Source organism: Limnohabitans sp. (assembly GCF_040400975.1).
In the GTDB taxonomy this organism is placed as follows: Bacteria; Pseudomonadota; Gammaproteobacteria; order Burkholderiales; family Burkholderiaceae_C; genus Limnohabitans_A.
In genome coordinates this window covers 1-18,530 of sequence record NZ_JBBAPF010000012.1, presented here as the reverse complement: position 1 = coordinate 18,530, position 18,530 = coordinate 1, and the positions used below count along the sequence as shown (strand labels likewise).

Below are 18,530 nucleotides of genomic sequence, written 5' to 3'. Positions count from 1 at the left end.
AGAGAAAAACATGTTTTACAGAGAAAACGGTCAGTTCAAGACCTCTTACCGCAGCGACCAGCAGATTTTTGCCATCGCGCAAGACCGCTGGGTCATCCTGGCAATCATCGCCTTCGCCTTCATCGGTGTGCCCCTCATTGCCGATGAGTACTTGTTCCGTGCGATCCTTATTCCGTTCCTGATTTTGGCTTTGGCCGCTTTGGGGGTGAATATTCTGGTAGGTTATTGCGGTCAGATCTCCTTGGGCTCGGGCGCCTTCATGGCTGTGGGCGCCTATATGGCCTACAACACCTATGTGCGAATTGACGGGATGCCGGTCATTTTGGCCTTGCTCTCTGGTGGCATTTTTGCCACATTGGTGGGCATTGTTTTTGGCATTCCCAGCTTGCGGGTCAAGGGTCTTTATCTGGCTGTAGCGACATTGGCGGCTCAATTCTTTTGTGATTGGGCGTTTAGCCGTATCGATTGGTTTACCAACGACAGTTCTTCCGGATCTGTGGCTGTCTCAGATCTTCAAGTTTTCGGTTGGGTGATTGATTCACCGGTCGATAAATACCTTTTTGCCTTGAGCTTCTTGGTGGTCTTTGGCTTGCTTGCCAAAAACCTGGTTCGTTCTGCGATTGGTCGGGAGTGGATGGCTATACGCGACATGGACGTTGCGGCCTCTGTGATTGGCATACGTCCCATGTACGCAAAGCTGAGTGCCTTCGCGGTGAGCTCTTTCATCATCGGCGTGGCTGGCGGCCTTTGGGGCTTCGTGCACCTGGGCTCTTGGGAGCCTGCGGCGTTTTCCATTGACCGCTCTTTCCAGTTGCTGTTCATGGTCATCATCGGCGGCATGGGCTCCATCATGGGAAGCTTTTTTGGTGCAGCTTTCATTGTGATCTTGCCGATTTTCCTGAATCAGTTCTTGCCGGCTTTGGGTGCGCTTTTCGGAGTCGAAATCTCCACCGCCTTGGTCTCCCACGTCGAGTACATGATTTTTGGCGCTTTGATTGTCTGGTTCTTGATTGCCGAGCCTCATGGCTTAGCCAAGCTTTGGAGCATTGCCAAGCAGAAGTTGCGGTTGTGGCCCTTCCCGCACTGAGTGACAGGGTGAGTTGGCAAGCGATTTTTATGTGCGCGGTCAATCCACCATTGAAACTTGAATGATGGGTCCATTGATATTTTTCACACGATTGAAGGAGACAGTTACATGAAGCTCAAAAAGTTAGCCATGTTGGCCACGTTGGCTTGCGCAGGCTTGTCGGCGGTGGTCACCACCACTGCTGTGATGGCGCAAGAAAAAGTGCAGTTTTTCCCAAGCTTGACGGGCCGTACAGGTCCCGTTGCGCCCAATGCCACGCCTTTTGCAAACGGCTTCGCCGATTACATGAAGCTGGTCAATATTCGGGGCGGTATCAACGGTGTCAAAACCTTGGTTGAAGAGTGTGAAACCGCTTATGCGACAGACCGTGGTGTTGAGTGCTATGAACGCCTTAAGGGCAAACATGGTGGGGCTACCGTGTTCCAACCCTTGTCCACAGGCATCACATTTGCGCTGACCGAGAAAATCCCGGCTGACAAAATCCCCATGATCACTTCTGGTTATGGCCGCAGTGACTCTGCCGATGGTGGTGTGTTCAAGTGGAACTTCCCATTGATTGGCCACTACTGGGTTGCTGGCGACGTTTTGTTGCAGCATATCGCCAAGCAGGCCGGTGGTTGGGATAACCTCAAGGGCAAGAGAATTGCTGTCGCATACCATGACAGTCCGTTTGGTAAAGAGTTGCTGCCCATCGTGCAAGAGCGTGCTGCCATGCACGGTTTCACCTTGCAGTTGTTGCCGATTCCTGCGCCAGGCGTGGAACAAAAAGCAATTTGGTTGCAAATCCGTCAGCAGCGCCCCGACTACGTGATGCTCCAAACCTGGGGTGTTATGACGGCGACATCGATCAAGGAAGCTGTTGCCACAGGCTATCCGCGTGAAAAAATGTTTGGTACATGGTGGTCTGGTGCTGAACCCGATCTCAAGGACATCGGCGCTGCAGCCAAGGGCTATAACGCAGTGATGATGCAGCACGGCGCGGAGCCAGGTTCTGCAGTCGCTAAGGAAATTTTGGCGAAAGTGCATGACAAAGGTCAGGGCACCGGACCCAAGGCCGAAGTGGGCGAAGTGCTTTACATGCGCGGTGTCGTGGGTGCCATGTTGGCTGTTGAAGGCGTTCGCCAAGCGCAGGAGCGGTTTGGAAAAGGCAAAGTCATGACCGGTGAGCAAGCTCGCTGGGGATATGAGAATTTGAACTTGACGCAGGCCAAATTGGATGCGTTGGGCTTCAAGGGTGTCATGCGTCCTGTCTCCACTTCATGTTCCGATCACATGGGCTCTGCATGGGCTCGTGTTCACACCTGGGACGGCAGCAAGTTTGTCTGGGCATCTGATTGGCTGCAGGCTGATGAGCAGATCATCAAGCCTTTGGTCAAAGCATCTGCCGACAAGTACGCTGCCGAGAAGAAGATCACACGCCGCACTCCTGCGGATTGCCAGTCTTGATCTGAGTCCAGCTGCCGCGCAAGCGGCAGCTTGTCGGCTGCAGCAGGCGTGAGCTTGCCCGCAGCTGCCAAATGAAACCCTTGCGTGCAGCGGTTCCATTTGGCTTGAACCTCCAAATCCTTAAAAGGCACAGTCCATGAGTGACAAAAACATTGTTCTGAACGTCAACGGCATCGAAGTCATCTACAACCACGTCATCTTGGTGCTCAAGGGCGTGTCCCTGCAAGTGCCGGAGCAGGGCATCGTTTCCTTGCTGGGTGGTAACGGGGCAGGCAAGACCACCACCTTGCGCGCCATCTCCAACTTGCTCAAAGGCGAGCGTGGCGATGTGACCAAAGGCAGCATCGAGCTGCGTGGCGAACGCATCGAAAATCTCACACCCGCTGACCTGGTCAATCGGGGTGTGGTGCAGGTCATGGAAGGGCGTCATTGCTTTGCCCACCTGTCGATCGAGGAAAACTTGCTGACCGGCAGTTACACCCGTACCGACAAAGGCGAGATTGCGGCCAACCTGGACAAGGTCTACACCTACTTCCCGCGTCTGAAAACCCGTCGCACTTCACAAGCGGCCTATACATCCGGTGGTGAGCAGCAGATGTGTGCCATCGGTCGCGCCCTGATGACCAACCCCAGCGTGATGCTGCTGGATGAACCTTCGATGGGCCTGGCCCCTCAGATCGTTGAAGAGGTGTTCAACATCGTCAAGGACTTGAACGACAAGGAAAAGGTCACTTTCCTGATTGCCGAGCAAAACACCAACATGGCGCTCAAGTACTCGGACTACGGCTACATCATGGAGTCGGGCCGCATCGTCATGGACGGTGAGGCTGCAGATCTTCGCACCAACGAGGATGTGAAAGAGTTTTACCTCGGCATGGGCGGCGGTGAACGCAAGAGCTTCAAGGACGTCAAGAGTTACAAGCGCCGCAAGCGCTGGCTGGCCTGATGCCTTGTGCATCCATCGAGCCATCCATCATCGCCCGTCTCCCGAAAGAATCCCATGGCCCATCACCTTGATGCGTTGGAAACCCGCGCCCCTGAAGCACGCGAAGCAGCGCTGATGGCGGCCTTGCCGGGGCAAATCGCCAATGCCCAGAAAAACAGCGCCGCTTTGTCTGAAATCCTCAAGGGCATCGATGCAGCCCAGGTGACCAGCCGTGCCGCTCTGGCCCAACTGCCTGTCACGCGCAAGTACGAGTTGCTGGCGCGTCAACAAGCCCAGCGGGCGCAAGACCCCTTTGGTGGTTTTTCAACCATTGGCTGGAAGGGGATGGTCCGCTCTGCCGGTGTGCGCAGGGTATACCAGTCACCCGGCCCGATCTATGAACCCGAAGGCCATGCCCCCGACTACTGGCGAGCAGCCCGGGCCATGGCGGCTGCTGGTTTTGAGGCCGGTGATCTGGTCCACAACTGCTTCAGTTACCACCTGACCCCCGGGGCATGGATCATGGAAAGCGGTGCCCATGCGCTGGGCTGTGCGGTGATTCCCGGTGGCGTGGGCAACACCGAACAGCAATTGGCGGCGGTCGCTGACCTGCGTCCTGTGGCCTATTCGGGCACGCCCAGTTTCCTGAAAATCTTGATCGAAAAAGCCACAGAGGCTGGCCAAAAGCTGTCGATCACCAAAGCCTTGGTGTCGGGCGAAGCCTGCCCACCATCCTTGCGCGACTGGTTTACCCAGCAGGGTGTGGCGGCCTACCAGTGCTATGCCACCGCCGATGTGGGCTTGATTGCCTATGAAACTTCTGCGCGCGAGGGTTTGGTGATTGACGAGGGCGTGATCGTCGAGATCGTTCGACCCGGTACCGGAGACCCTGTGGCAGACGGCGAAGTCGGTGAAGTGGTGGTCACGGTGCTCAACCCCGATTACCCCTTGATCCGTTTCGGCACAGGCGATTTGTCCGCCATCCTGCCCGGTACCTGCCCCACCGGCCGCACCGGGCAGCGCATCAAGGGCTGGATGGGACGCGCCGACCAGACCACCAAGATCCGCGGCATGTTTGTGCATCCTGGTCAGGTGGCCGAGATCGTGAAACGCTTTCCGGAGTTGACCAAAGCCCGTTTGGTGGTCACCGGTGAGATGGCCAACGACCAAATGGCTTTGCACGTTGAAACAGCGCTGCTGTCTGACGATTCGCTCAAAAGCCGCGTGTCCGAGGCGGTGCGCGATGTGACCAAGTTGCGCGGCGAGGTGCATTTGGTGGCACCAGGCAGTCTGGCCAATGATGGCAAAGTCATCGAGGATGCCCGCAGCTACCGATGATGCTTTTGATGAATCGCAGATTTTTTATCAGAATCCTCAATTGAATCAAGGGCAATCAAAGCGGGGTCGCTAAGTATTTCCCGCGTTTTCATGACAATGCTGTGGTTTTACAATCGCATCACTTTTAAGGAGTTTGTTCATGAAGCAGTGGATTGCATTGGCCGCACTGGCAGCCGTCTCATTGGGCTCTTACGCCCAAGCCTTTCCGGGCAACAAGCCGATTTCCATCGTGGTGCCTTTCGCCGCAGGCGGCCCCACCGACCGCGTCGCCCGTGACCTGGCCGAAGTGATGCGCAAGCACGTTCCCGGCAGTAACTTCGTGGTGGAAAACGCTGCGGGTGCCGGTGGCACCATTGGCGCGACCAAAGTGGCCAAGGCCGCTCCGGACGGCCACACCTTGCTGTTGTTCCATATCGGCATGGCCGCAACGCCAGCCCTGTACCGCAAACTGGGTTACAAGCCCCTCGAGGATTTCGAGTTCTTGGGCATGGTCAACGACGTGCCCATGACCTTGGTGGGCAAGCCCCAGCTGCCAGCCAACACCTACCGCGACTTTGAGAACTACATCCGCGCCAATGCAGGCAAGCTGAACATTGCGCACGCGGGTCTGGGTTCTGCCTCGCACATTTGCGGCTTGCTCTGGCAGACCAACATGAAGACCAAGGAAGTCATGACCACCATCCCGTTTGGCGGCACTGCCCCTGCCATGACGGCCTTGATCGGCGGTCAGGTGGACATGATGTGCGACCAGACCACCAACACCACGGCCCAGATCGAAGGCGGTCGTATCAAGGCGTTTGCGGTCACCACGGCCCAACCCCTGAGTGGCCACCCTGTCCTCAAGCACTACCCCACCTTGCAGGAAATGGGCATGAAGGGCTTTAATCTGACCATCTGGCACGGTTTGTACGCCCCCAAAGGCACACCTGCAGCCATCACCAAGACCTTGAATGAAGCCCTGAAGAAGTCACTGAAGGACCCTGATTTCATCAAAAAGAACGAAGCCTTGGGCGCTTTGGTGGTCAACGACAAGCGCGTTGAGCCCGAAGAGCACAAGAAGTTTGTGGCTGCCGAAATGATCAAGATCAAGGCCGCTGTGGACGCTGCTGGCAAATACGCCGACTGATTCTGGTCTGCGCCAAACCCAAAGCCGCTCTAGGAGCGGCTTTTTTTCGTCTCAAAAATCAGTTGGCAAATTGCTCGCTGCCCACGATACCGACTTTGGTCAAGCCGGCGCGTTGCGCAGCGGTCAGCACGGTGATCGTGGCCTCGTACCTGGCTTGCCCATGAGAGCGGATGTGCAACTCGGGTTGGGGCTGCATGGCGGCCGCTTGCGTCAGCTGCATTTGCAAATCGTCGCGGTTGTCGATGGTTTGGCCGTTCCAGCGCCACTGTGATTGCGCATTGATGTCGATGCGAACCACCACCGGTTCTTTGGGCGCAGCGGGGCTTGCCTTGGGCATGTCCATGTTGACCGCGTGCAGTTGAGCCGGAATGGTGATGATGAGCATGATGATCAAGACCAGCATCACGTCAATCAAGGGCGTGGTGTTGATGTCCATCATCAAGCCGTCTTCATCGCTGTGGTCTGTGCCCAAATGCATGGCCATAAGTTGTCCTTGATGTTCAGGGGCCGGGGTCAATGACAAAGCCCACTTGGGCAATGCCGGCCTGCTGCAGGGCGTGCATGACCCTGCCGACCGATTCAAAGGCACTTTGCGCATCGCCCCGAATCTGAACGTCGGGTTGGGGTTTCATGGCGGCGATTTTTTTCAAGCGCTCTTGCAAGTCGTTCTGGTTTTGGATGGGGGTGTCGTACACAAAAACCTGACCTGATTTGTTCACCGAGACAATCACGGTTTCAGGCCGTGCTTGACGCACCTCATGGCGCTCTTTGGGCAAGTCCACCTGAATGGACGTGGTCACGACGGGAATGGTGATCAGGAAGATGATCAGCAAGACCAGCATCACGTCCACCAAGGGCGTGGTGTTGATGCTGCCCATCACCTCGTCGTCGGGGCCAGTCCCCACGCTGGGGCCGAGTTGCATGGCCATCAGCGTTGGGCCGAAGCGAGCAAGGCCGCGTGAACATCTGCACCGAAGGCGTTGATTTCTTCCATCACCGCCTTGTTGCGACGCACCAACCAGTTGTAGCCCAAGACCGCAGGCACGGCTACGGCCAAGCCAATGGCTGTCATGATGAGTGCCTCACCGACGGGACCTGCGACTTTGTCGATGCTGGCTTGGCCCGACATGCCGATTTTGACCAGCGCATGGTAGATGCCCCACACCGTGCCGAACAAACCAACAAAGGGCGCTGTAGAGCCGACGGTGGCCAGCACGGCAAGCCCGTCTTGCAGGCGGCTTTGCACCGTGCTCATGGCACGTTGCAGGCACATCACCACCCAGGCGTTGAAATCCACGCTGTCGGGCAAGCCTTGGTGTTGGGCCGCGCCTTCCAAGCCTTTTTCTGCAATGAAGCGAAACGGGCTGGATGCGTCGAGTGCATCGGCGGCTTGCCGCACCGATGCGGCTTGTTTGAAGCTGTTTTGTGTGGCCGCTGCCAATTTGAGCAGTTTGGACTGTTCAAGGTATTTGGTCACGATCACGAACCAGCTGCCCATGCTCATGATGACCAAAATCAGCAAGGTGATCTTGGCCACTGCATCGCCTTGTGCCCACAAAGCGCCCAAGCCATAGGGGTTGTCCGGTGTGGCAGAGGGTGTCATCGTGGCAGCGCTGGGATTGGATGCCCAGCAGGTGTGGGTCATCAGCACGCCCAGACCCAGCAGCAGGTGGGTCAGAGTGGTTCTGAAATGCTTGAGCATGCGAGCGGGTCTTTGTGACTTTGACATGGGGTGTGGGGTGGCCGAGTTTGGGGTGGCTGTGTGTGAAGTTGTGGAAGCGGACGGGGGTTCATTCGAGGCGCCAGGTGTATTTCATGCTGGCCCAGGCTTGTTCGGGTTTGCCATCGACCAAAGCGGGACGGAATTGGCATTTGGACAAACCAGCTCTGGCGGCTTCGTCGAGCCGCTTGAAGCCAGAGCTTTTTTCGATCTCAGATTGAAGCACTTTGCCATCTACGCCCACCAAGAAGCGCAAGGCCACTGTGCCCTCTTCTTCAAGACGGCGGGACGCATTGGGATATTCCGGTTTTTCACATTGATTGACATTCACGCCTGCTGCAGTGCGCGTAGGTGCAGGAGCGGGGGCAGGGGTGGGGGCCGTGGCTCGGGTGGGCGCTGCTGTCACGGGCGTGGCGACAGGCGCGGCGGCCGGTGGTGCAGGGGCAGCCGCAGGCAATGGCGCTGTCAAGCCCGTTGGGGTTGGGAGGGGTGTGCTGATGGCTGGTATCTCGATGGCCGGCGCTTGTGTCACTGGCGGTGTAACGGGGGCTGGTATCGGTGCTGACTTGACAGGCTGGGGCGTGGGGGGGGGCGGTGAGGGTGTTGGTGGTGGTGCCAAAGGCGGAGGTGTTGCAGGACGGGTGTCGGTGAGCAAGAGCGCTTGAACCACCGTCGGCATTTTTTGCACCACGTCGCGCGTCAAGCCCACATGCACAGCCCAAAACAGCAGGGCATGCAGAACAAGCACCCAAACCCAACCTGCCAGCGGGCGCTTGGGGCGGGTCAGTTGGAAAGAAGCGGACTGCATGAAGGATTGCCAAGGCTGTGTTCGGCTGTATTTTGCGTGAAAAGCACGGATTTTGGCCCTATGGGATGCAAAGACACTGACCCAGACTTTGTTACGGGGCGCGCCGCATGGCAAAGCCCTCTGCGGCTTGGCCTGTGGCGAGCCGCTCTCCCTCTAACCATCGACCGCAATGGCCGTGTACCGCAGTGCCCAACCATGTGGCTGCAATGCGTTGTCCGTCGTGCGATTCCTCCATCGTGAACTCGCGGCCTTCCAGATCGGCCACCACCCAGTAGCCTTGGTCGCCTTGTCGAAGTTCACCGCGCAGACTGCCCAAGTGTTCCGGGTGTGGGGACAAGTTCAGGGTCCATGGCTTGGCTGAACCTGCCATTTGCACAGTCCATTTGCCGACCAACTGGTCAGCACTCAGCGATTGTCCTGGCGGGCAATCTGGCGTTTGCAGGGGCAGATGGCATCCGCTCAATGCCAGGACCAACAGCAGAGCAGCGCTGAGCCCATTGAGCCTGTTCAAAATGATTTTCATGGTTTGCCCTCTGCCGCCGCATCGGCTGCGCGTTGCGCAAATTCAGCCCGAAGCGCCTTGAGCTTTTCGCGCGGGTCTTCTTTGATGGTGTTCTCGTCCAGCCGCATCTCGGCAATGAATCGGCTGGGCAGCGCGGCCATGGTTTCACGGCCTTTTTTGCGTCGTCGGGTCCAGCTCACGGCCAAGCTGCGCTGGGCGCGGGTGATGCCCACGTACATCAGGCGGCGCTCTTCTTGCAGGCGCAGCAAGATGCCCTCTTGGCTGGCCCCTTCAGTCGTGTTGTCGTCACCCAACTTGAAAGGCAACAGGCCCTCGTTCACGCCCACCAGCATCACATGGGGCCACTCCAAACCCTTGGAGGCGTGCAAGGTCGACAAGGTCACCACGTTCTGGTCTTTCTCGCGTTCGCTCAGGGTGGAGATCAGCGAGATGGTTTGTGCCACCTCCAGCAGGTTTTTCGATTCGGTGGCATCCGTTCCTGTGGCGTCTTCGATCTCGCCGCCGCAGCGTCCGGCCATCCAGTCGCAAAACTCCAGCACGTTGGTCCAGCGGGCCGAGGCCACTTTTTCGTTGTCCTCGCCCTCGTACAGGTGCGACTCGTAGCCAATCTCTTTCAACCACTCCAACAAGAAGGCCAGCGCCGCCTCTTTGCCCAAGGTCTGTCGAGCGCGGAATTCCAGGTCGTTGATGTAGCGACCAAACTCGTGCAGGCCCGTCACGGCGCGGGCGTTCACCGCACTGGGCAGGCTGCCAGCAAAAAGGGCTTCGAACAGGCTCAGCTTGTACTGCGTGGCAAAGGTGCCCAACTGGCCCAGCGACTGGTGGCCAATGCCGCGTTTCGGGCTGGTGATGGCGCGCAAAAAAGCCGGGTCGTCGTCGTTGTTGATCCACAGCCGAAACCAGGCACACAGGTCCTTGATCTCGGCCTTGTCAAAAAAGCTCTGCCCGCCCGACACCTTGTAAGGGATGTTGGCGCGGCGCAAGGCTTGTTCAAACGGGCGGGCCATGTGGTTGGCGCGGTACAGAACAGCAAAGTCCTTGAACTCGCGGTGTTTGGATTCGAGCGAATGCCCGCTGCGGATCGACTGGATGCGGGCAATCGCCCGGTCGGCCTCGTGTTCCTCGTTCACGGCATCGACCACACGCACCGGTTCACCTTCACCCAGCTCCGAAAACAAGGTTTTGGGATACAGCTTGGGGTTGGGCTGGATCACGTGGTTGGCGGCGCGCAAGATGGCGCTGGTGGAGCGGTAGTTTTGCTCGAGCTTGATGACTTTGAGCTTCGGAAAATCCACCGGCAGGCGCTTCAGGTTGTCCAGTGTGGCACCGCGCCAACCGTAGATCGACTGGTCGTCGTCACCCACTGCCGTGAAGCGCGCGCGCTCGCCCACCAGGTGTTTCAGCAACTCGTATTGCGTGGCGTTGGTGTCTTGGTATTCGTCCACCAGCACATGACCCATCTTGGCCTGCCAGCGTTCGCGCACCACTGGAAACTCGGCCAGCAACTTCAGGGGCAGGCCGATCAAGTCGTCAAAGTCCACGCTCTGGTAAGCCGTCAGCCGCTCCTGGTACAGCGCCATGATGCGGGCGATCACCCGGGCGTTGTCGTCGGGCGCTTGAGCGGCCGCTTGCTCGGCATTGAGCCCCATGTTTTTCCACAGGCTGATGGTCCATTGCCATTGGCGTGCGGTGGCCGCATCGGTGGTGCCCCCGCAATCTTTCAAGATGCTGGTCACATCGTCCGCGTCCATGATGCTGAACTGCGGTTTGAGCCCCAGCACCGCACCGTCTTCGCGCATGATGCGCACGCCCAGGGCGTGGAAGGTGCAGATCAAAACATCCTTGGCAGCCTTGCCGATCAATTGCTTGGCCCGCTCGCGCATCTCGGCAGCGGCCTTGTTGGTGAAGGTGATGGCGGCGATGCGTTGGGGCTCCAGCCCGGCTTCGATCAGGCGTCCGATCTTGTGCGTGATCACCCGCGTTTTGCCCGAACCCGCCCCGGCCAACACCAAGCAAGGGCCGGAGACAAAGTTCACGGCTTCGAGTTGGGCGTTGTTGAGTCCGGCTGACATGGGGGAGATCTGTGGAATACAAGCAAGCTTGGCAAAGCGGGCCATGATAGCGGTTTGCCACGGTCGCTTTTTTCAAACGGCAGTCCATCAACATGTCGACTCAGAGACTTTGTTTGCGGCTTTGGCTTCATGGTTTACCCCGACAATCGGGGCATGCTTGAAATTTTCCGCGTCACTTTTCCGTTTTTTGCGCTGGTTTTGTGCGGCTACCTGGCGGCAAGGCTGCGTTTTTTGCCTTTGGAGGCCATTCCTGGCTTGAATGGGTTTGTCCTGTTTTTTGCTTTGCCTTGCATGCTGTTCAGGTTTGGTGCCGACACCCCGATTGCCCAGCTTCTGGATGCTGGCGTGTTTTTCACTTACCTGTTGTGTGCTTTGCTCATCGTGGCCCTGAGCATTGGCATCAGCTTGAACCGGCGTGTGCGCTGGAACGATGCGTCCTTGGGTGCCTTGGTGGCGGCTTTTCCCAACACGGGCTTCATGGGCGTGCCTTTGCTGGTCGCTTTGTTGGGGGCGCAGGCCGTGGGCCCTGCGATCGTGACGATCTTGGTGGATCTGGTGATCACGTCTTCGTTGTGTGTGGCCTTGTCGCGCATGGATGCCGCAGGGCAGCATGGCGCGCTGGTGGCTGCACGCAAGGCTTTGGGCGGGGTTTTGCGCAATCCGATGCCTTGGGCCATCTGTGCGGGGGCAGCGTTTTCATTCTGGAATCTGGAGCTGATTGGCCCTGTGAACAAAACCGTGGGTTTGCTGGCCGATGCGGCCTCTCCCGTGGCCTTGTTCACGATCGGAGCGGTTTTGGCCCGTTCGGTCATGCTGTCGCATGAGCGCCCCGATGGCCCCTTGCGTGCCATCGACTACCTGCCGATTGCTGTGATCAAGCTGGTCGTGCACCCCCTGCTGGTCTTGCTGGTGGGCTTGTCTGCGATTCAGTGGGGGGTGCCGCTGGAGCCCTTTGCCCTGCAGGTCATGGTCTTGGTGGCGGCCCTGCCCAGTGCCAGCAATGTGTCTTTGTTGGCCGAGCGCTTGGGCGCCGACAACGGACGCATCGCACGGATCATCATGGTGACCACGGTGGCGGCGTTCGTGACTTTCTCTGGGGTGGTGGATTTTTTCAAGGCCTAGCGTCATGCAGGCTTGCCTAAGGCGGCGCACACCCCGATGTCTTTTGCCAAGCTTGGCGGAGGTTCAAAGCCCGTAAAATCATGGGTTCGCGCCAAGCTTGCGCACCCTCTAACTTTGGCCAGCTCGCTGCTGGCCTTGCTCAGGCCATGTTGACCTTCCAACAGATCATTCTCAAATTACAGCAGTACTGGGACGCCCAGGGCTGCGCCTTGCTCCAGCCCTACGACATGGAAGTCGGCGCGGGCACCAGCCACACCGCCACGTTTTTGCGGGCCATTGGTCCAGAGCCGTGGAAAGCCGCCTATGTGCAACCCAGCCGCCGCCCCAAGGATGGCCGCTACGGCGAGAACCCCAACCGCCTGCAGCACTATTACCAGTACCAAGTGGTTTTGAAGCCCGCACCCAGCAACATCCTGGAGCTGTACCTGGGCTCGCTCGAAGCGCTGGGTTTTGACCTGAAGAAAAACGACATCCGCTTTGTCGAAGACGATTGGGAAAACCCCACCCTTGGCGCTTGGGGTTTGGGCTGGGAAGTCTGGCTCAACGGCATGGAAGTCACGCAGTTCACCTACTTCCAGCAAGTCGGCGGCATCGACTGCAAGCCGATCACCGGCGAGATCACCTACGGCCTGGAGCGCTTGGCCATGTATTTGCAGGGCGTGGACAACGTTTACAACCTCAAGTGGACCGACACTTTGAGCTATGGCGACGTGTATCACCAGAATGAGGTGGAGCAGTCCACCTACAACTTCGAGCACAGCGATGCCGATTTCTTGTTCACCGCCTTTGGTGCGCACGAAAAACAGGCGCAAAACCTGATCGTGCAGCAGCTGGCGCTGCCCGCCTATGAGCAGGTGCTCAAGGCCGCGCACACCTTCAACCTGCTGGACGCGCGTGGCGCGATCAGCGTGACCGAGCGCGCTGCTTACATCGGCCGCATCCGCAACCTGGCCCGCAGCGTGGCCCAGAGTTATTACGAAAGCCGCGAACGTCTGGACTTCCCGATGGCCCCGCGTGAATGGGTGGCCCAAATGCCCAAGAAAGCCGCGTGAGGGAGAACAACATGACGACACAAAACTTGCTGGTGGAACTGTTTGTGGAAGAACTGCCGCCCAAGGCGCTCAACAAACTTGGTGCTGCTTTCGCGGGCGTGCTGGCCGAACAACTCAAGGCCCAGGGCCTGGCCCCCGCCGACGCGGTGGTGACGGCTTTTGCCTCGCCCCGCCGCCTGGCCGCGCATGTGACGGGCGTGGCCGCGCAAGCCGCCGACAAGGCGGTGCAGCAAAAGCTGATGCCCGTGGCCGTGGGCCTGGACGCGACAGGCCAAGCCACACCTGCCTTGCTGAAAAAAATGCAGGCCCTTGGGGCCGACGTGAGCGATCCGGCTGCCGCTGTGGCCGCGCTCAAGCGCGCGCCCGATGGCAAAGCGGACGCCTTGTTTTACGACAGCATCGTCAAAGGCGCATCGCTGCAAGCGGGCTTACAAAAGGCGCTGGAAGAAGCGCTGGCCAAGCTGCCGATTCCCAAAGTCATGCAGTACCAGCTGGAAACCGATTGCGAGTTGCCCGGCTGGAGCAGCGTCAATTTTGTGCGGCCAGCGCACAGCCTGATCGCCCTGCATGGCAGCGCGGTGGTGCCGGTCAAGGCGCTGGGCCTGACGGCGGGCAACAGCACCCAAGGTCACCGCTTTGAGGCCAAGATCTCACCCGTGGTCTTGCAGCATGCCGACCAGTACGCCGAGACACTGAGGAACGATGGTGCGGTAATTGCCAGCTTTGCCGATCGCCGTGCTGAAATCTTGCGCCAATTGCAGGCCGCTGCGGCCCGGGTGGGCGGGGGTGTGCGTCCGATTGAAGATGAGGCTTTGCTCGACGAAGTCACGGCCCTGGTCGAGCGGCCCAATGTGCTGGTGTGCGAGTTTGAGAAGCAGTTTCTCGATGTGCCGCAGGAATGCCTCATCTTGACGATGAAGGCCAATCAAAAGTACTTTCCGCTGCTCGATGCGGCCGGCAAGCTGACCCACCAGTTTTTGGTGGTGAGCAACATCACCCCCGATGATGCGTCTGCCGTGATTCAAGGCAATGAGCGGGTGGTGCGCCCCCGTCTGGCCGACGCCAAATTCTTCTTCGACCAGGACCGCAAAAAGACGCTCGAGTCGCGCGTCGAAGGCCTGTCCAAGGTGGTCTATCACAACAAGCTGGGCAGCCAGGGCGATCGCATGGCACGGGTGTGCGCCATTGCCCGCGCAATCGGTGAGCAAATCGGCGGCGCCGAGCTGGCCGAAAAGGCCGTGCTTGCTGCGCGGCTTGCTAAGACCGATCTGCTTACCGATATGGTCGGCGAGTTCCCTGAGTTGCAAGGCATCATGGGCAACTATTACGCTCGCCATGATGGTCTGAGCGAAGAAATTGCCAGTGCCATCTCCGACCACTATTGCCCCCGCTTCGCCGGCGATCACCTGCCCAGCAACCCGGTCGGCTTGGTGGTGGCCCTGGCCGACAAGCTCGAAACTCTGGTGGGCATGTTCGGCATTGGCAATCTGCCCACAGGTGACAAAGACCCGTTTGCGCTGCGCCGCCACGCTTTGGGCGTGATTCGGATGCTGGTTGAGAAAGATCTGGCGTTGGGCTTGCCCGAATTGTTGGCTTTGTCTGCCCCGGTGTTCGGCGACAAGATCGTGGGCACATCGGACGCGCTCATCGAGTTTTTTTACGACCGCCTGTCCGGTAGCTTGCGCGAGCAAGGGTTCACCGCGCAAGAGGTCGATGCCGTCATGGCCCTGCGACCCGCCCGTCTGGGTCAAGTCAACCTGTTCTTGACAGCTGTACGCGCTTTTGCGTCCTTGCCCGAAAGCCCCGCGCTGGCTGCCGCCAACAAGCGCATCGGCAACATCCTCAAGAAAGCCGGTGAGGTGGATGCCCACGTCAACCCCGCGCTGCTGCAAGAAGACGCTGAAAAAGGCCTGTACGCCGCCATGCAAAAGTTGTTGCCCGAGTCCGAGGCGCTGTTCAAGGCGGGTGACTACACAGCCAGCCTGCAAACCTTGGCTGCGTTGCGCGCCCCGGTGGATGCCTTCTTTGACGATGTGATGGTCAATGCCGAAGAAATGGACCTGCGCCTGAACCGACAGGGTCTGCTCAAATCACTGCATGCGGCCATGAACCGCGTGGCCGATTTGTCGCGCCTGGCCACCTGAACTGAAAGCGCCCATGCACACCAAACTCGTCATTTTGGACCGCGATGGCACCATCAACCGGGCCAGTGAAGAGTTCGTCAAATCGCCCGAGGAGTGGCACCCCCTGCCCGGCGCGTTGGAGGCCATCAGTCGCCTGAACCATGCCGGGTTCCATGTGGTGTTGGCCACCAACCAATCGGGTTTAGGTCGCGGACTTTTAGACATGGCCGCGCTCAATGCGGTGCATGCCTTCATGCTCAAGTCGCTGGCCGCTTTGGGTGGCCGTATCGATGCCATTTTTTATTGCCCCCATGCGCCCGATGAGAGCTGTACCTGCCGCAAACCTGCGCCCGGATTGCTGCTGCAAATTGAAGAGCGCTATGGTATTGCCCTGGCGGGCGTGCCTTATGTCGGCGACAGGCTGCGTGACATGCAGGCGGCAAAGGCAGCAGGTTGTGAACCGCATTGGGTGCTGAGCGGACGCCACGCCCGTGGGGATGTCAACATGTTGCCAGCAGGATTCCCGCCCGAGACCCAAGTCCACGCCGACTTGGCAGCCTTTGTCGACCATTTTTTGGGCCAGGCTTCGACGCCTTGGCACAGCACGACCTCGACGGTCAACCCTTGAAATCCACCAGAGCGCCTTCTGCATGAACTTCATTCGCTCACTGGCCCATGTGCTTTGGATGGCCATCACGGTGGTGCCTTGGGCACTGTTTGTCGTGGTGGTTTCTTACTTTGTCAGCAGCACGCGCTTGTATTGGCTGTGTGTAGGTTGGCTGCGCTTGGCGGTGAACAGTGGTACCAGGATTTTGGGCATTGAAAACCGCATTCAGGGCATGGAGAATTTGCCTCTGGGCAGCAAGGACCCGGCGGTTTTGTTGGTCAAGCACCAGTCCACTTGGGAGACTTTTGTGATGCCCGTCATCATGCCGCACCCCTTGGCTTATGTGTTCAAGAAAGAGCTGCTGCATGTGCCGTTTTTTGGCTGGGCCATGGGCCGTTTGGACATGATCCACATTGACCGCAAGCAGCGCTCGCGCGCCTTTGCCAAGGTGGTGCAGCAGGGCCGTCGTCTGATGGACGATGGCGTGTGGGTCATCATGTTTCCCGAAGGCACGCGCATCCCGCGGGGTCAAAAAGGCGAATACAAAAGCGGCGGTGCCCGCTTGGCCATTGCTGCGGGTGTGCCCGTTATTCCGATTGCGGTCACTTCAGCGCGTTGCTGGCCGACCAAAGCCTTTGTCAAAGTACCGGGTGTGGTGGACATTTCGATCGGCCCTGCCATCTCCAGCGAAGGGCGCAGCGCCGATGAGTTGATGCTCGAGGTTGAGACATGGATCGAATCCGAGATGCACCGGCTGGACCCTGAGGCTTACCCCGCCTTGGCCGGGAACTGATCTCTACAGAGGCCAGTCATGCGGGCGCCTTTGCAGTTTGTGCTCGATTTTTTCACCGGTGGAGACCCGGTGGTGCCCACCTCGGCGCCGTCATCGGCGCAAGCTTCAAGCCAAGCACCATCACGGGTACCGGCACCGGCTTCCGATCCCATCGGCCGGGTGCCTACCTTGGCCCCAGATGCAGCGCCGCCCCCAAGCGCTGGCTTCGTCCATGCTGGCGCCAACCGCCATGCACAGCTGCAAGGCGTGATGGTGTCGTTTCGGTTTGAGCGTTCGCGCCGCAAAAGCATTGGCTTTTTGGTAGGGGCCGATGGCCTTGTGGTGCGCGCCCCCAATTGGGTGACGCTGCGCGAGGTGGATGCCACTGTGCAAGAAAAAAGCGCTTGGATTGTGGCCAAGCTGCAGCAGTTCAAAGAGCGGCAGACCGAGCAGTTTCAAAAAGCCATCGAGTGGCGGCACGGGGCCGAAGTGCCTTTTTTGGGTCGCACGGTGCAGTTGTGCGTGCTGGAGCGGGGTTTAGGGCGCGTGCTGGGACAAGACCTGTCGCCTGACGAGGTCTTGCCGGTCACGGTGCCGCCCGGCGCATCGGTCACGCAGGTGCGCGATGCCGCGCAAGTGTGGCTCAAAAAGCAAGCCAAGGCCTTGTTTGAACAGCGACTGCACCACTTTGCGCCCTTGCTTGGCGTGCGCTGGCAAAAGCTGAGTTTGTCGAGCGCCAGCACGCGCTGGGGCAGCGCCCGCACGGATGGCCACATTCGACTGAATTGGCGGCTCATCCATTTGCCCATCAGCCAAATCGACTATGTGGTGGTGCACGAGCTGGCCCACTTGCGCGAAATGAACCACAGCCCCCGCTTTTGGGAAACTGTGGGCGAGGTCATGCCCGATTACGCGCAGCGACGCAAAGCTTTGCGTCAATCCCCGCTGGGTTTGGCCGATGACTGAGGTCAGCGGCCTTTGAACCGGTAAATGCCGGTGGCATCTTGTTCGCGCGAGAGCCGGCCCATGAGCCACAGCAAGTTCAGATGGGCCACGGCTTCGCCCATGGCAAAGGTGGTTTGGTGCACGTCCAGCGCGCGTTTGAAGATCAAGGGCAGTGCGTCGTGGGCGCACAAGGCTTGTGCGCTGCAAGCGAGTACCAATTCGTCCAAGCGCTCGGCATGGTGGCTGCGCAGCTGGGCAATGCGGGCGGCTGCCCCCTGAAAAGGCCGTCCATGCGAGGGCAAGATCAAGGTGTCGTCGGGAAGGCGCTGCATCTTGTCCAACGAGTCCAAAAAATGCTGCAAAGGGTTGCCATCGGGCTCCATCGCATAGACACTGACATTGGTCGAAATCGAGGGCAGCAGCATGTCGCCGCTGATCATCAGCTGGCCCTGTACATCATGCAAGGCCATGTGTTCGGGTGAGTGCCCATAGCCGCTGATGCATTGCCAAAGGCGATCGCCAATGCGCACTTGTGCGCCCGCCATCAATCGCACATAAGCACGTGGCACCTTGGGCACCATGCTGGGGTAATAACCCACACGAGACCCGACCACCGCCAGATCTTCGGCTTTGTTCCATCCGTGAGCGGCGAAAAACTTCACCGTGGGCTCGCCCCCAAAATTGGACAAGCCACTGCTTGCCAACAGGGCTGACTGGTATTCGCTGGTGCTCATCCACAAAGGCGCTTGCCAGCGCTCGCACAGCCAATGGGCCAAGCCCATGTGATCCGGGTGCATGTGGGTCACCAGCACGCGCAAGATGGGCAGGCCTTTCAGCACGGTGTGTTCGATCTGCTCCCAAGCC

Annotated in this window: 18 protein-coding genes; 11 read left to right on the top strand and 7 right to left on the bottom strand. The window is 58.9% G+C overall.

The window, feature by feature from the left end:
* Window positions 1-10: 10 nt before the first annotated feature.
* The 5 genes from ABWQ00_RS08805 to ABWQ00_RS08785 all read left to right on the top strand — a co-directional run bounded on the left by ABWQ00_RS08805 (window position 11) and on the right by ABWQ00_RS08785 (window position 5,922).
* Window positions 11-1,087, top strand: coding sequence for a branched-chain amino acid ABC transporter permease (locus ABWQ00_RS08805; protein ID WP_353238295.1), 1,077 nt, complete (start codon window positions 11-13; stop codon window positions 1,085-1,087).
* A gap of 108 nt (window positions 1,088-1,195) precedes the next feature.
* A complete protein-coding gene (locus ABWQ00_RS08800; protein WP_353238294.1) occupies window positions 1,196-2,533 on the top strand; it encodes an ABC transporter substrate-binding protein in 1,338 nt (445 codons plus the stop codon).
* Window positions 2,534-2,669: 136 nt separating this feature from the next.
* Window positions 2,670-3,479, top strand: coding sequence for an ABC transporter ATP-binding protein (locus tag ABWQ00_RS08795; protein WP_353238293.1), 810 nt, complete (start codon window positions 2,670-2,672; stop codon window positions 3,477-3,479).
* A 54-nt stretch (window positions 3,480-3,533) separates the two neighbouring features.
* Window positions 3,534-4,796, top strand: a complete 1,263-nt coding sequence (locus ABWQ00_RS08790; protein WP_353238292.1) for a phenylacetate--CoA ligase family protein — start codon at window positions 3,534-3,536, stop codon at window positions 4,794-4,796.
* Between the two features lie 139 nt (window positions 4,797-4,935).
* Complete coding sequence (locus ABWQ00_RS08785) at window positions 4,936-5,922, top strand: tripartite tricarboxylate transporter substrate-binding protein (protein ID WP_353238291.1); 987 nt, start codon at window positions 4,936-4,938, stop codon at window positions 5,920-5,922.
* A 58-nt stretch (window positions 5,923-5,980) separates the two neighbouring features.
* Here the strand turns inward: ABWQ00_RS08785 and ABWQ00_RS08780 are convergent, their stop codons facing one another.
* From ABWQ00_RS08780 to ABWQ00_RS08755, 6 genes are all read right to left on the bottom strand, one after another.
* The gene (locus ABWQ00_RS08780) at window positions 5,981-6,406 is read right to left on the bottom strand and encodes an ExbD/TolR family protein (protein ID WP_353238290.1); all 426 of its coding nucleotides are present in this window, start codon (window positions 6,404-6,406) and stop codon (window positions 5,981-5,983) included.
* A gap of 16 nt (window positions 6,407-6,422) precedes the next feature.
* Complete coding sequence (locus ABWQ00_RS08775) at window positions 6,423-6,851, bottom strand: ExbD/TolR family protein (protein WP_353238289.1); 429 nt, start codon at window positions 6,849-6,851, stop codon at window positions 6,423-6,425.
* On the bottom strand, window positions 6,851-7,567 hold the full coding sequence (locus ABWQ00_RS08770) for a MotA/TolQ/ExbB proton channel family protein (RefSeq protein ID WP_502908106.1): 717 nt from the start codon (window positions 7,565-7,567) through the stop codon (window positions 6,851-6,853). The genes ABWQ00_RS08775 and ABWQ00_RS08770 overlap by 1 nt, the downstream gene beginning before the upstream one ends.
* A gap of 145 nt (window positions 7,568-7,712) precedes the next feature.
* Window positions 7,713-8,450: an energy transducer TonB gene (locus ABWQ00_RS08765; RefSeq protein WP_353238287.1), complete on the bottom strand. Its 738-nt coding sequence runs from the start codon at window positions 8,448-8,450 to the stop codon at window positions 7,713-7,715.
* A 91-nt stretch (window positions 8,451-8,541) separates the two neighbouring features.
* Window positions 8,542-8,973: a hypothetical protein gene (locus ABWQ00_RS08760; protein ID WP_353238286.1), complete on the bottom strand. Its 432-nt coding sequence runs from the start codon at window positions 8,971-8,973 to the stop codon at window positions 8,542-8,544.
* Window positions 8,970-11,045, bottom strand: a complete 2,076-nt coding sequence (locus ABWQ00_RS08755; RefSeq protein WP_353238285.1) for an ATP-dependent helicase — start codon at window positions 11,043-11,045, stop codon at window positions 8,970-8,972. The genes ABWQ00_RS08760 and ABWQ00_RS08755 overlap by 4 nt, the downstream gene beginning before the upstream one ends.
* A 153-nt stretch (window positions 11,046-11,198) precedes the next feature.
* Between ABWQ00_RS08755 and ABWQ00_RS08750 the strand changes: the two genes are divergently transcribed.
* The 6 genes from ABWQ00_RS08750 to ABWQ00_RS08725 all read left to right on the top strand — a co-directional run bounded on the left by ABWQ00_RS08750 (window position 11,199) and on the right by ABWQ00_RS08725 (window position 17,687).
* Window positions 11,199-12,167 carry an AEC family transporter gene (locus ABWQ00_RS08750; RefSeq protein WP_353238284.1) on the top strand — a complete coding sequence of 323 codons (969 nt, stop codon included), beginning with the start codon at window positions 11,199-11,201 and terminating at the stop codon, window positions 12,165-12,167.
* Window positions 12,168-12,313: 146 nt separating this feature from the next.
* A complete protein-coding gene (gene glyQ, locus ABWQ00_RS08745; protein ID WP_353238364.1) occupies window positions 12,314-13,219 on the top strand; it encodes a glycine--tRNA ligase subunit alpha in 906 nt (301 codons plus the stop codon).
* Window positions 13,220-13,230: 11 nt separating this feature from the next.
* Window positions 13,231-15,363: a glycine--tRNA ligase subunit beta gene (gene glyS / locus ABWQ00_RS08740; RefSeq protein ID WP_353238283.1), complete on the top strand. Its 2,133-nt coding sequence runs from the start codon at window positions 13,231-13,233 to the stop codon at window positions 15,361-15,363.
* Window positions 15,364-15,376: 13 nt separating this feature from the next.
* Window positions 15,377-15,970 carry a D-glycero-beta-D-manno-heptose 1,7-bisphosphate 7-phosphatase gene (gene gmhB, locus ABWQ00_RS08735; protein ID WP_353238282.1) on the top strand — a complete coding sequence of 198 codons (594 nt, stop codon included), beginning with the start codon at window positions 15,377-15,379 and terminating at the stop codon, window positions 15,968-15,970.
* A gap of 22 nt (window positions 15,971-15,992) precedes the next feature.
* The gene (locus tag ABWQ00_RS08730) at window positions 15,993-16,742 is read left to right on the top strand and encodes a lysophospholipid acyltransferase family protein (protein ID WP_353238281.1); all 750 of its coding nucleotides are present in this window, start codon (window positions 15,993-15,995) and stop codon (window positions 16,740-16,742) included.
* Between the two features lie 18 nt (window positions 16,743-16,760).
* Complete coding sequence (locus tag ABWQ00_RS08725) at window positions 16,761-17,687, top strand: M48 family metallopeptidase (RefSeq protein WP_353238280.1); 927 nt, start codon at window positions 16,761-16,763, stop codon at window positions 17,685-17,687.
* 2 nt (window positions 17,688-17,689) lie between these two features.
* Here the strand turns inward: ABWQ00_RS08725 and ABWQ00_RS08720 are convergent.
* Window positions 17,690-18,530, bottom strand: an 841-nt coding sequence (locus ABWQ00_RS08720; RefSeq protein WP_353238279.1) for an MBL fold metallo-hydrolase, incomplete at its 5' end; no start/stop codon positions are given.